The organism is Leptospira biflexa serovar Patoc strain 'Patoc 1 (Paris)', from assembly GCF_000017685.1.
Taxonomy (GTDB): Bacteria; Spirochaetota; Leptospiria; order Leptospirales; family Leptospiraceae; genus Leptospira_A; species Leptospira_A biflexa.
Map to the genome: position 1 here is coordinate 3,084,490 of NC_010602.1, position 13,472 is coordinate 3,097,961.

A 13,472-nucleotide genomic window follows, 5' to 3' on the forward strand; every position below is an offset into this window, starting at 1 on the left:
ATCAAATACGATTCCTTCTGGTTTGGCTCATATTATATCCACCACCTAGTAATATTCCTACGACAAACACCACGATTGTTAAAATTGGCTCCGCATAAAAGACAGATCCAAACGCAAATAGACCAAATAAGATTGCAACAACTGGCAAAATTGGATACAGGGGAGCCTTGTAAGGACGATCCAAATGAGGTTCTTTCTTTCGTAAAATGATATAAGAAACCAAACTCAATAGATACATGCCACATGCACCTAATGCAGAGATGGTGATGAGTTCTGCTGTATCTAAAAACAGCATACATAGAATCCCCAAGATTCCGCCAGATAAAACTGCATTTTGAGGGACAAGAGGACCTTTGGTTAACTTTGACAAATAATTGGGAAGGTATCCTTCTTTACTCATCGCATACAACAAACGTGAGTTTCCTAAGATGATACCAAAAAGGGAAGCAACAAGCCCAAACAATCCGATGAAAGTGAAAAGAATGGGCCAAATGGATTCAACTCCATACAATGAATTTAATACAAAAGACAAAGGATACTCAATTGTTGCAATTTCATTTGTTTGCACCACAGAAGCAGTAAATACATAGATCATTCCAGCTAAACAAAGTAAGGTGAAAATACCTGCGATGTAACCTTTGGGAATATCTTTTGCTGGATTTTTAACTTCTTCAGCCGCCAAAGCGACTCCTTCCACAGCTAAAAAGAACCAGATCGCAAATGGTATCGAAATGAAAATTGAAGAAAAAGAGATGGATGGAAATGTTGGAAAACTCGGAATTCTTTCCATAGAAAGATGAGGGAAAACTAATCCCAAATAAAACAAAAGGCCCATCACAGCAACGAAGGTAACAAACAATTCAAAGCGAGCGGTTTGTTTGATCCCTGTTAAATTGATGAGTAATAATAAAACAAACATTCCAATTCCTGCATAAAACGAAGGAATGATGGGAAATAAAAAATGAATGTATCCACCAAGTGCTGAAGCGATGGCAGGTGGAGCAAGGAGAAACTCGACTAACACAAGATAACCTGTATAAAAACCAAACGTATCACCCAAAGCACGTTTTGCATAGGCAGAAGGTCCACCTGCTTGCGGAATGCTGGCAGCAAGTTCAGTAAAACACAAAGCAAACATCACATAAAATAATGCGATCCATATGATGGCAAAACCAAATTCCCAAAAGTTTGCTTTTGCCCAACCGAAATTCCATCCGAAATAATCACCAGAGATCACAAGCCCAACAGCCATCCCCCAAAGGTGAACAGAATGGAGGGCTTTGTGCAATTTTGGGCTATCGTTCATTATTGTGCCTTTTTTTTTGAATCATAGGATTCCAACATTCAAATCCCATTCCTATACTTTATGTCTTCCAATTTTTTTTAGAAATGATCTTGCTAAATGAAACAATGGTTCGATGGAGAGATTTGTTGCGAATTTGACACTGTATTTCACAAATTCTTTTAATTTCTTAATTGCATTTGAGAAACATTCTAATAATTATAGGACAAATCCTAGATTTATTGGTGTCCATTCCATGCGAAACAACAAACTAACATTCCTTATCCTGATTTATTTCTTTTTATTTCCTCTTCAAGCTGTGCAAACCATTCTCTTAAAAGAAGGTAAGTCCATCAAAGGGATCGTCACCAATCAAAATGTTGATAGTGTCGAAATTGATGCACAGAACGGCAAACACATGGTGATTTCTAAAAAATCTGTCTTAAAAATCATCTACAAAGATTTAGCCGAAGCTGACGAAGAAAAAATTCGAAAAGAAGAAGAAGAAAAAAGAAAACAAGAAAAAGAAAAAGCAATCGCAGCCAAACAAGAAGAGATCCGCAAACGTAGAGAAACCCTCGCGCAACAAGAATTGGAAAATCGCAACAAACTGGGAGAAGGAACCAAGGTCGCACATAGCCTTCGTGACTCCTTTATCCTCACATCAGTTGCCGATGGAAATATGATCACCCTTGCCCCTGAATCAGCAAAATGCCAAACCTTTCAAGAATATCCAGAATACTTTTGGTTGTTTGGTGGACTTAGATTCAAAGAACCAGATTGGAATGTTTTACTTCCAAATGACAGTCGGCCCGTACGAATCCGTCAAACTTCTACTTGGAAAGACTTAGCAATCACACTTCTCGGTGGGTTTGCAATCACCATCACAAGAAAAACCATTATCGTGGATGTCTGCGAAGGGAATGGATTTCGTATGGTCTCTGATTCTGAAATCAATCGTATCAAAGAAGAAGCAGTTGAACAAATCAAAACAGAACAAGAGTTAAAAGAAGCACAAGAAAAGTACGAATTAGAACTACTTGAAAAAGATTTAGAATCATTGAAGAAGAAAAAATGAAATTGATGAACCAAATAAATCAATTGAAACAGTTGATACAAATTTTTGATCAGTTTCATCTTCTGAAACGGAAAAACATCTCAAAAGGAATCTGTCTCTTACTGTTTCCGATTATGATGTTTCAGAATTGTTATTTGAATCCATTTGTGTATGACTTACTGAATCCAATGTTAGAAGAAGAGAAAAAAGCTGGCCTCTTGGATGGAGGTCTTTTGTTGGCACTGAATGGCTTATCATCTTCATTCTATCTTTCTGGTATCATCCGAAACGGATCAGGTGTAGCTCAGTTTAATAAAGAATATTCCGTCACAGCATCCGAAAGTATCGCTGATAGTATCGGCCTCACGGGAAATACTGAGAGTTCAGGTCGTTTTTTCCTTCCAATAGGGCAAGGAAATACTACAATTCGAGTGACGGATGCAGGAGAAGCACTCGTAACATTTACATTGAATGTCAGTGGGCCTGGTATGGTCAGTGTTACGAGCATTGACCCACCAGAATATGAAATTGGTAGTTTGTTCCCTTATGATCCAACGAACAAACCCGTGTTCTTTGATATTATCTCTTCAACTCCTGAAAATAATGGAACTGCATATTACTCTACAACTACCATCACTCTTACGTTTTCAGATACCTTACCGAATTGGGAATTCATCGAGTTGGAAAGCATCATTAACAACAATATCATTGTTTCTCCCTCCTCCATAACCTTTGGTTCCCCTGCGGTATCAGGGAATCAAATATCGATCATGGCTATGGTGAGTGTGTTTGATATACTATATACCATGCAAATTGGTCCTGGAATTTCTTCTGTAAAAGGAACACCAGTTACACCCACAACGATCCGTTTTTTCACCCAGGAAAATCTTCCGTAACGAAAGATTTTCTTCTTTCCAAGTGAATCGAAATGAAATAAATTATAGATAGAATTTCTGGACCGCAGGGTGGAAAGGAGATCGTAGTTTTTAGAGGAAGGTAAGTATGAAATCAAATGTAGCAAAGTTCATTTTTTCTTTTTCCTTCCTCATCTTTGCAAATTGTTATTTCAATCCACTCGTCAATTCCATTGTAAGCCCGGAAAAACCAGAGGAAAACAATTCCTTCCTTGGCCTTTTAGGACTTTCTGGTCCCACACTTTTGATCACAGGTCAAATCATCGATGCCAATGGGCTGGGGGAAGCAGGCCTTGTTTTGCAACCAGGAAAATCCTTTGCTCCTCAATCAAAATCAACAAGTTCAGGTTATACAACAGTTGCTGGTGGTAGATTTTATATCCCTTACCAATCAGGGCAGATCTCTTTTACGGTGTATAAAGAGAATTTGTATTATTTTGAATTTACCTTAGACGTAGTAAGCACTAGTCAAATCACCTATAGTTTGTACGGTGCTGCTCCAGGGATTCAAATCAATGGACTTGGAGCAATCAACATCGCAGATCAAACAAATGTATTTGATTTGGTAAAAGCGTATACAATTGACGGACAATCAAACCAAGTCCCTCTTAATGCAAATGTAAATGTATATATCAGTGCAATGATTTTTGATTTCTCAGAGGCTCCAATTTCTGCATTGGAAACTGGTACTTTAGTAGACGCTTGGATTTCTCAGAACATCAGTCCCTCACCTGCTATTTCCTTTGACAATCTCATGAATGTATCAGACAATACACTTACAATTTATCCAATGGGATTAGGAGGAATGACGGCTTATGAAATTACTCTTGGATCAGGAATCCTATCTGCAACTGGCAAACCATTAACACCGAGAACGATACAATTTTTCTATCAATTTAATCCTTGATTCTAAACTTAGGATAAACTGTAATTTCTTCAATAGATTCTCCCGTTTTTCCCCTTGACATGATATTTTATTATATTCAATATTTCCTATATTGAGTTTTACTCACGTTCTCTACTCACAATAGGAATGTACGACAATGAACCGAATTCTTAAGACCTTTATTATCCTCCTCTCAATCCTTTGCGTTTCGAATTGTTACTTCAATCCCATCCTTCAAAAATTTGTGTTCACGGAACCCGAAAAAGAAAACTCACTTTTGCAAGGCCTATCCTTACTATCTGTACCCTCAGGTCCCTTTGCAATCTCAATCACAGGTCAAATCCGCAATGAAAATGGGTCAACTGTCACAGATGCTCTCCTAACAGTGACCAGTCGCACATACGAATTGGATGGATTGGATGCAAGTGCTACCACGGATGAAGGGGGAAGGTTTTTCATTCGTCTTGCCTCTGGGACAACGACGTTTGCCGTTTCGCAAGAAGGATCCCCGTATTTTACATTCAAACTACAAGTCAATTCCCCAACGGACATTCAAGTTGTGGAGATAAGTGACAATTCGTTCCCTGTTGAGGTTGGTAGTTTTGTACCCTATGAACCAGGGAACCAACCTAGTTTTTTTGAATTGTTGAGTTCCAATCCATATCAAAATGAAGTTCGTGCCAATACACCAGAAGGATTTGAATTTTATTTTACAGAAGATGTAGCTGGACCAATACAAGGACAAGACGCTCAGTGGCTTTCTGAAAACCTAACGGTCGTTCCGAGTCTTACATTTGGCCCAGTGACAATGAGCACGAGCTCCTTTTATGTTGAAACTAACAATTTTTCCAATGGAACAACCTATCAAATCACTTTGACATCAAATTTGCGTTCTTCAGTATCAGGAATCCCTCTCACTCCAAGGACGATCACTTTTAGTTGTATCTCCCAATGTGGACTGTAACTCATACTTGACAAACCAACAGATTCCTCGTATGTTCTTTAGATCGTGAATCTAGTGAATCGCATGCAATCCCATTCCAATTTCCAGACCACAAGGCAAAACCCAAACCAAAGTCACAAAAGACGCGCTGGAGTTTTCCTCATTGGTCTTGTTTTGATTTTCACTGGATTACTCAATTTACACTGTTCCGAATCCAATGAAGAATCCCTCGATGCCCTCGTTGCGAAAGTTCCCAATCCAAAAACACTACGCAATAGTTGGGTGGAAGACAGTGCGGGAGTCCTTACTGACACTTCCGTAATCGACCAAATGATCAATGCAGAAGAAGCCTCATCGGGATTAGAAATCGCAGTGGTCACACTTCCAAGCATTGGAAGTTATGTGCCGAAGGATTTTGCTGTCGCACTTTTTAATTATTGGAAGATCGGAAAAAAGGGAAAGGACAATGGAATCCTTGTCCTCCACATCATTGACCAAAGGCGTGTGGAAATCGAAATTGGGTATGGCCTGGAAGGTGATCTTCCTGATGCCACAGTCAAACGCATCATCGATACTTACACAATTCCTTCCTTCAAAGCCGACAATTTCCAAAAAGGCCATGCCGATACTGTGGCCGCTCTCATTGCCAAACTTAAGTCTCCAGAAATCCCTTTGGAAAATTTGGTGACAAATGGAACAGCTAACTTTGATCTAGCGGATACGAGCTCTGACCCAACGAATTCGGATAGTGTCACTGAATTCAAACGTACTGATGTATATGATTACCAAGGCAAAGCTTATACAAATCTCAGTGCGGAAGAAAAACAAATCTTTGACCAAACAATTGATTTGTATAATACCACGCCCAATTTTTTCTTAAATGACGAAGAATCCAGACTCTTAAATGAAAAATTCGCAGAAGAAGAACGTATTGAAAAAGAAGTATCGTTTCAATTCAAATCCACATTTGTTTTGGGTTATCTTGGAATTTTTATCTTATTGAACATTCTCCAGCGAATCATTGTTTGGCTCACACCATCTCCTACTGCCAAATACCATATCGTCCACAAAACAGATTTTTTTCTTTATTATGGGCTCGTGGTCAGTCCCCTTGTCCTCATCATCACAGCCCTATCATTATACTTAGGGGAAGCGTTATTCCCTGTTTCGATTTTTCTCATCATTGCAAGTATCGTGGTTTACTTTTTCTTTTTTGGCGACCGCCGTATGCAACAGTTGAGGGCAAGATTGCAAAGTATTCGTAATATCCCAAGAACATGCAAACATTGTGGGAACACAATGACCAAACTTTCCGAAGAAGCAGATAACAAACATCTATCGGCAGGTCAGGTTTCGGAAGAAATTGTCAACTCAGTCGATTATGATGTATGGGTATGCCAAAGTTGTAAAAACCATTCGATCTTTAAATTTCGTAATATCAGCCCAGAATACATCTATAAAGGAACGTCCTTTCCGAAAATCAAAGTTTGTCCCGAGTGCAAATTTGAAACCTTCGTATGCAAATCCAGTCGTGTTCTCTCTCCGGCAACTTACAGCAGTTCGGGGGAAGTAGAAGTACGAAGGAACTGTGCCCATTGCAAACACCATGCAACCGAATATGAAACCATTCCTAAAAAACAAAAAAGTAGTTCTGGCTCCGGTAGTAGTGGTGGCGGAGGGGGCGGAAGTTTTGGCGGTGGATCTTCCGGAGGAGGGGGAAGTGGTGGCAGTTACTAAGGACAAAATTTCCATTATGAACTACTCAATTCCATACCGTTTGATTCAAATCAAAGATCGTAAAACTCAAATTAGATTGTCATCGAAATGATTCTCATATGAATTTGGAAACGAAATGAAGGAGATGGTAATTTCCCAATGACAAAAGTGAATCCAGATTTTTTAGGTTTTCTCGGTGCACCTGCCCAAAGGGCCCTCTTCCATGAACTGGGGATCACCAAGCTGGAAGACCTCTCTCGTTACTCGAAACAAGATCTCCTCCGTTTGCATGGATTTGGTCCGAGTTCCCTTCCGAAACTGGAGAGTGAGTTACGTAAACTCGGAATCCAACTCAAAACATAAAGCATCCCCAAGTTTCACAAAACCGTTAAAAACGGTGCAAACGCGTTTTCAGAACGTTTTGAACGGAAAAATCTGACTTTTTTTCCTTCCCAGGAAAATTCCATTGAGATTACAGAGTCATTTGCTTGGATAGAATTTCCAAGTATGGATTTGGAAATATGAATTTGAAAACGGCCTCTGTTATGCGAAACAAACTTTACCTTTTATCCTTCCTCTCTCTTTTTACATTCCAATGCATTGCCTTCCTTCCCGATGGATCTTCGCAACAGGGGTTCAATCCGTTTGTTTTTTTGCTTGGTCTCATTGGTGGGAGCCCAACTTCCACTCAGGATCTATCCCCTGGCACCACCCTCGATCTTTCGGGGGATGGGAAAACAGATGCGACTTTGGTTGATTCGGATGGTGATGGTGTTTCCGATGGGATCAACCTAACAGGAGGGACCACTCCCAATCTCATCCTTCTCGATACAAACGGGGATGGAATTCCCGATGCCGTTGACAGCAATGGGGACGGCAATGCCGACTACTACATCAGTCCAAACCCTCCTGGCTTTTTAACAACTGCTCCTGGTGGAACAGGAAACCCAGTTGCCATCATCATTGATTCGAATGGGAACCCACTTGGGTTTGATACAGACGGGGACGGCGTCGCCAATGACACTGCCATCGTGACAATCTTAAGTGATACCACACCACCCACTCTCACAAGTTCTTTGTTAGCTGGCACGTTTTCTACGGCACAAACGACAACTCTCACTTGTTCGGATAATACAGCACCGGGATCCATTGTGTATACCTTGGACGCGAGTTCCCCTAGTTTTTCTCCAAAAACGGGAACGGTATTGAATCGATCATCTCAATCCATCTCCTTATCGACAGAAGGTAGTCATACGTTACAAGCCATCTGTCGTGACCTGGCGGGGAATCTATCAGCACCACTAAACATCAATTATACGATTGATAGCCAAATCCCAGCGATCACTGTTGTGAGCCAAACGGCAGCGGCCATCAGTTCCCAAGTGGGTGCCATTTCGAGTTCGACAACCACTTGGAGGACCAATCGATCCGGCACCTTTGTGATCCGAGAGGGCAGTGATTGCCAATCGGGAACCCAAGTGGGTTCCGGTAGTGCCACTGCCAATGCGGACCAAACTTTCTCACGTTCTCATACTGACTTTTCTGGGGAAGGAACAAAGACCTATCGGATTTGTGTCACAGGTTCAAATGGACTCATCGGTTTTGCATCTACATCACTTTTACGTGACGATACAGCTCCTAGTGTTACTACTTCACCAGGAGCTGGGAATTTTAGTTTGGCTACTTCTGTGTCAGCCTCTTGTTCCGATACTGGTGGATCAGGATGTGACAAGATCGCCTATGCCGTGCAAGTTGGTTCTTCGCCTACGAATCCATCGATTCAGGGAAACTCAGGTAATATTACCAGTGGGAGTCTATACAATGCTGCACTTGCCATGACGGATGGTTCTACCACCTATACAAAGTTTGTGGCAAGGGACCTTGCTGGAAATGTATCCTCCGTCCTTTCTCAAAATTATACTTTGGATACGGAAGTCGCAAACATCACAGTCAACTCATACACCCAAGCCATCAATGGCACTTCCCATGTTTCCCTCCATTGGCAAAGTTCAAAAGCTGGCGCATACCATATCCGAGTCGGTGGCAACAATTGCACAGACGGAACAGCGGTTAGCAATGGAGGGAACAATGCCAATGTCACAGGAAATGCATCTGCAGCAACAGAAGTCACATCCACCATTGCCAACACTGCTTTGTCGGAAGGCGACAATACCGTTCGGATTTGTGTCGCAAACTTAGTCGGAAGCTTCGGCTCCAATTCAAGAACCATTCAAAAAGACACGACTGCTCCTGTGGTGACAATGGCATCACCTTCTGGTGTTGGTCCTTTTGCAACGGGTACCCAACTCCAAATCAGTTGTTCCGATACGAATGGAACTGGCTGTGATAAAATCATTTATACGTTGAATGGCACAGATCCCACGTTTGATGGAAGTGGTGCCGTGACCAATGGATCTGTGTATACAGCACCAGTGGCTCTTTCTGATGGAAGTAACCAGGTGAAATTTCGAGGGATTGATAGCGCAAAAAATATAAGTTCTATCAGTAACGAAACGTTTTATTTGGGACCACCGGTGATATCGTCTACTGTGGTAGGTTCTAGCCAATTAACTGTAAACTTTTCACTTATTACTGGTGCGACAGGGTATAAGGTTTACTATGGTACGAGTCCTGGAGTCACGAATTCAAATTTGAGTGTGTCAGGAACTAGTTCGCCTATTGTTTTAACAGGATTAAACAATGATACAACTTACTATTTACGAATCAGTTTGATTGCATCATATGGAGAAAGTAGTTTAGGTACTGAGACTTATGATATACCGTCTGGTCTTCCTCTTGTCGATCATTGTATCCTCCAATATCCTTCCAGTCTAACATTAACTCGAAATGAGACTGCAACTGATCCCAATTATATTTTTGTCCAAGTGTATCAGAACCAAGTTACAAATCTTACACCTGCTGATGCGAGAGTACAAGTTCAAATCGGATATGGACCAAATGATTCGAATCCAATGACGGAACCTCAGCGATGGACATATTTTCCAACTACGTTTAATTCTTCGTGCGCGTTCTGCGGAAACCAAGATGAATACTATTCTCTCATTACGGCTCCTGCAAATCCGGGGACGTATAAGTATGTTGGAAAAGTAAATATCACGGGTTTGGCAAGGACAACATTTTGTGATTTAGATGGATATGGAGAACCCCAAGCCATACCAATGACTTTTTCAACAAGTCAATTGGGTGTACTCACTGTCCAATAAAGAAAACTGGAAGGACATTGTATTCTCTTGTTAATCCCCCGCGCCAGGGATCCGAAGGGCTTAGGTCACCTGCCATCTTAGATGGCGGGGGACGGGAGCGTTAGCGCACCCCGGAGTGAGCCCGGTCGGTCTGCCATAAAGTAAAAATCACCTAACCAATTCGAGGCGCCAAAATAAAAAAAGCCACTCATCGTTTCCGAAGAAGTGGCTTCTCGATTGTTATTTTGTTGAATTGAATTACCAGCTAACTTTCGAAAGCTGGCAAACGGATCTACGAAACGACAACCCTTAGCTTTTTAATTCCGAATGCGATTTACGCAATCGGGCCGTATTGGCTGTAATCAAATTCCTTTGAACCAGTGAGATACTTTTTGTAGTTTTCTACAAATTGTTTCGCAAGGTCAGCGGCAGTTTTGTCGTAGTCTTCTTTGTTTTCCCAAGCGTTTCGTGGGTTTAGGATATGTGCATCCACACCGTTTACGGATTTCGGGAAAGACACTTGGAAAACTGGGTGTTTTTCAAACTCGGATTTTTCGATGTTTCCGTTCAGGATTTCATTGATGATTTGGCGAGTTGCAGGAAGGTTCATCCGTTTTCCCACTCCATACTTTCCACCCACAAGACCAGTGTTGATGAGGTAAGCATTCACTTGGTGTTTTTTCATTTTTTCACCGAGTAACTTTGCATAGTAGGTTGGGTGGAGAGTCATAAACGCCTGACCAAAACAAGCAGAGAAAGTGGCTTGTGGTTCTTTCACACCGCGCTCAGTCCCTGCTACCTTTGCTGTGTAACCAGAAAGGAAGTGATACATCGCTTGTTCGATCGAAAGTTTAGATACCGCAGGGAGCACACCGTATGCATCGTAAGTAAGGAAAATCACAGTGTTTGGGTGACCTGCTTTCGATCCTGGTTGGATGTTGTCGATATGGAAGATTGGGTAAGAAACTCGTGTGTTTTCTGTTTTTGCCGCAGAAGAGTAATCTACTTTCTTTGTTGTCGCATCGTAAACTACGTTTTCAAGTAACGCATCACGACGGATGGCTGCATAGATTTCTGGTTCTGTTTTTGGATCCAGGTTGATGGTTTTTGCGTAACATCCACCTTCAATGTTGAAGATTCCATTGTCGTCCCAACCATGTTCGTCGTCCCCGATGAGTTTACGATTTGGGTCAGTGGAAAGAGTTGTTTTTCCAGTTCCAGAAAGACCAAAGAAAAGAGCGCTGTCTCCATCCTTACCAACGTTAGCGGAACAATGCATGGTGAGGACATTCTTCAGTGGGAGGTAGTAGTTCATGACAGAGAAAATCCCTTTTTTCATTTCCCCACCGTATTCTGTTCCACCGATGATACAGATTTTTTTTGCTAAGTGGAAGATCACAAATACTTCGGAGTTGAGGCCGTGTTCTTTGTATTTTGGATTTTTATAACCAGATGCGTTGATGATGGTAAACTCTGGATCGAGTTTTGCGAGTTCTTCTTTGGTTGGGCGAAGGAACATGTTTGTGCAGAAGTGGTGTTGCCAAGCGCGTTCTGTGACCACACGGAGAGAGATACGTGTGTCGTCGTTGGTTCCTGCGTGGCCATCAAATACGTATAATTTTTTGTTATCGAGAAATTTCGTTACTTCTGCGTAGAGTTCGTTAAAAATCGCTTCGGAAACCTTTGTGTTGACTGGTCCCCACCAAATGTTGTTTTGAGAAGAAGGTTCATCGACAAAGTATTTGTCCTTCGGAGAACGACCCGTAAAAATCCCGGTATCCACCATCATCGTTCCATTATCAGAAGTAACACCTTCTTTGTTATTCAATTCGTGCTGGTAAATTTCTTCGTATGATAAGTTATGGAAGACTTCGGACGGTTTTAGGCCGAGTTCAGCAAGGCCTTTTAGATTAGTAGATACTGACATGGATCTCTCCTCGATTTCACTTTGTGTTTTTCTAGCTTCTTACTTTGCGAGTCGGTGTCAATAACAGAAAATGAAGATTCTCCACGCTTCTGCAGAATATTTTCCGTATACCAAGATGGGTGGGCTTGCCGACATGTTGGCATCTCTTACCAAAGAACAGTCCCGAACAGAAGAAGTTTATGTCGCATTGCCTCTGATCGGGAAGTTGGGCAAAGAGCCGAATTGGACCGGGAAAGAAGTGGGAGCCCTCCTTCCACAAGACGCGAAAGAGGAAACCATAGCTGTCTCTTTACTTGCGAAAGCTCGGTTTCGTGAAGCGATCGAATCTGGCGTAAAATTGTACTTTTTTGATTCGGAATTGTTTAGTGGCCTCAATTCCATTTATGGGCAAGCGGATGAACACTACCGATTTGCTATTTTTTCCTACGCCTGTTATGCGCTAAGCCAAATCTTACAAGTGGACGTTTTCCATGCCCATGACTGGCATACCGCTCTCTCCCTAACCTTACAAAAAAACTCTACAAAACCCATCCCTTCTTTATTTACGATCCACAACCTTGCCTACCAAGGAGACCATCCGTTTTGGATGACTGGATTTTTAAAAGAAGATCCGTTTTATCTCATCACAAGTCCCTTTGACCAGGATGGAAAATGCAATTATATGAAAGCGGGGATCCTCTCGGCTGGGCAAATCACAACGGTGAGTCCCGGATACAGAGAAGAAACCTTGCGCGAACCAAATGGATTTGGACTCAGTTATGTTTTAAAGAAACGAAAGGCAGATTACACTGGCATCTTAAATGGGATCGATCCAGATGAATGGAACCCAAAGGTAGACAAACGAATTTTCCAAACCTACCACCTACAAAATTGGAAAGAGGGCAAACGAAAGAACAAAGAACATCTCTACCGAGAAATTGGTAGGCCAAACGTATCTCTCGACCTTCCCTTGATTGGCCTTATCGGTAGACTCACCTACCAAAAAGGATTTCCCACATTCCTACAGGCATTTTTAGAAAGACGCCACTTGCCACACCGTTACGTGGTTCTTGGATCGGGTGACCCTGAAACAGAAAATGCTTTTTTCCATTTATCGGATATGATGCCCGATGTGTTTTATTTTTATAAGGGATACAACGAATCACTTGCCCATCAAATTGAAGCCGCCAGTGATTTTTTTCTTATGCCATCTTTATTTGAACCATGTGGCCTGAACCAAATGTACAGCCATGTCTATGGAACCATACCCATTGTCTCTCGGGTGGGTGGACTTCGCGATACAGTGGATGAATCGATCGACATACAATTCAAAACAGGAATTGTCTTTGAACCGAATGACAAAAGTTCGCTGGGATATGCACTTGAACGAGCAAACGATTTGTTCGTTTCTCCAGAACGAGATCATGTAGTGAAAAATATGATGAATCTTGATTGGACGTGGACAAAACGTAAGTTAGAATACGATAGAGTATACAAAATAGCGATCGAACTTTTAGAATGAAGTCATCCTTTGATTCCATGAGAAATTTCAGGAATTCAAATGT

10 protein-coding genes are annotated in these 13,472 nt (G+C 41.6%); 8 read left to right on the forward strand and 2 right to left on the reverse strand.

Features of this window, described 5'->3' with window-relative positions:
* Window position 1: 1 nt before the first annotated feature.
* A complete protein-coding gene (gene eat / locus LEPBI_RS14600; protein WP_012389906.1) occupies window positions 2-1,306 on the reverse strand; it encodes an ethanolamine permease in 1,305 nt (434 codons plus the stop codon).
* Between the two features lie 232 nt (window positions 1,307-1,538).
* Here eat and LEPBI_RS14605 point away from each other — a divergent pair, with 232 nt between their 5' ends.
* The 7 genes from LEPBI_RS14605 (at window position 1,539) to LEPBI_RS14635 (ending at window position 10,022) form a co-directional block, all read left to right on the forward strand.
* Entirely contained in the window at window positions 1,539-2,360 is an 822-nt protein-coding gene (locus LEPBI_RS14605; RefSeq protein WP_041770054.1) for an LA_0442/LA_0875 N-terminal domain-containing protein, read from the forward strand.
* Between the two features lie 5 nt (window positions 2,361-2,365).
* Window positions 2,366-3,235 carry an Ig-like domain-containing domain gene (locus LEPBI_RS14610; RefSeq protein WP_226992802.1) on the forward strand — a complete coding sequence of 290 codons (870 nt, stop codon included), beginning with the start codon at window positions 2,366-2,368 and terminating at the stop codon, window positions 3,233-3,235.
* 106 nt (window positions 3,236-3,341) lie between these two features.
* Window positions 3,342-4,160 (forward strand): Ig-like domain-containing domain, encoded by an 819-nt coding sequence (locus tag LEPBI_RS14615; protein ID WP_012389909.1) that lies wholly within the window; start codon window positions 3,342-3,344, stop codon window positions 4,158-4,160.
* A 136-nt stretch (window positions 4,161-4,296) separates the two neighbouring features.
* A complete protein-coding gene (locus LEPBI_RS14620; RefSeq protein ID WP_012389910.1) occupies window positions 4,297-5,103 on the forward strand; it encodes a carboxypeptidase-like regulatory domain-containing protein in 807 nt (268 codons plus the stop codon).
* A 63-nt stretch (window positions 5,104-5,166) separates the two neighbouring features.
* Window positions 5,167-6,819 (forward strand): TPM domain-containing protein, encoded by a 1,653-nt coding sequence (locus tag LEPBI_RS14625; protein ID WP_012476412.1) that lies wholly within the window; start codon window positions 5,167-5,169, stop codon window positions 6,817-6,819.
* Between the two features lie 138 nt (window positions 6,820-6,957).
* Window positions 6,958-7,161 (forward strand): helix-hairpin-helix domain-containing protein, encoded by a 204-nt coding sequence (locus LEPBI_RS14630; RefSeq protein ID WP_012389912.1) that lies wholly within the window; start codon window positions 6,958-6,960, stop codon window positions 7,159-7,161.
* Between the two features lie 158 nt (window positions 7,162-7,319).
* On the forward strand, window positions 7,320-10,022 hold the full coding sequence (locus tag LEPBI_RS14635) for a chitobiase/beta-hexosaminidase C-terminal domain-containing protein (RefSeq protein ID WP_012389913.1): 2,703 nt from the start codon (window positions 7,320-7,322) through the stop codon (window positions 10,020-10,022).
* A 313-nt stretch (window positions 10,023-10,335) separates the two neighbouring features.
* Here LEPBI_RS14635 and pckA read toward each other — a convergent pair whose 3' ends face one another.
* A complete protein-coding gene (pckA, locus tag LEPBI_RS14640; RefSeq protein ID WP_012389914.1) occupies window positions 10,336-11,928 on the reverse strand; it encodes a phosphoenolpyruvate carboxykinase (ATP) in 1,593 nt (530 codons plus the stop codon).
* Window positions 11,929-11,998: 70 nt separating this feature from the next.
* Between pckA and LEPBI_RS14645 the strand changes: the two genes are divergently transcribed.
* Window positions 11,999-13,429 carry a glycogen/starch synthase gene (locus LEPBI_RS14645; RefSeq protein WP_012389915.1) on the forward strand — a complete coding sequence of 477 codons (1,431 nt, stop codon included), beginning with the start codon at window positions 11,999-12,001 and terminating at the stop codon, window positions 13,427-13,429.
* Window positions 13,430-13,472: the final 43 nt, after the last annotated feature.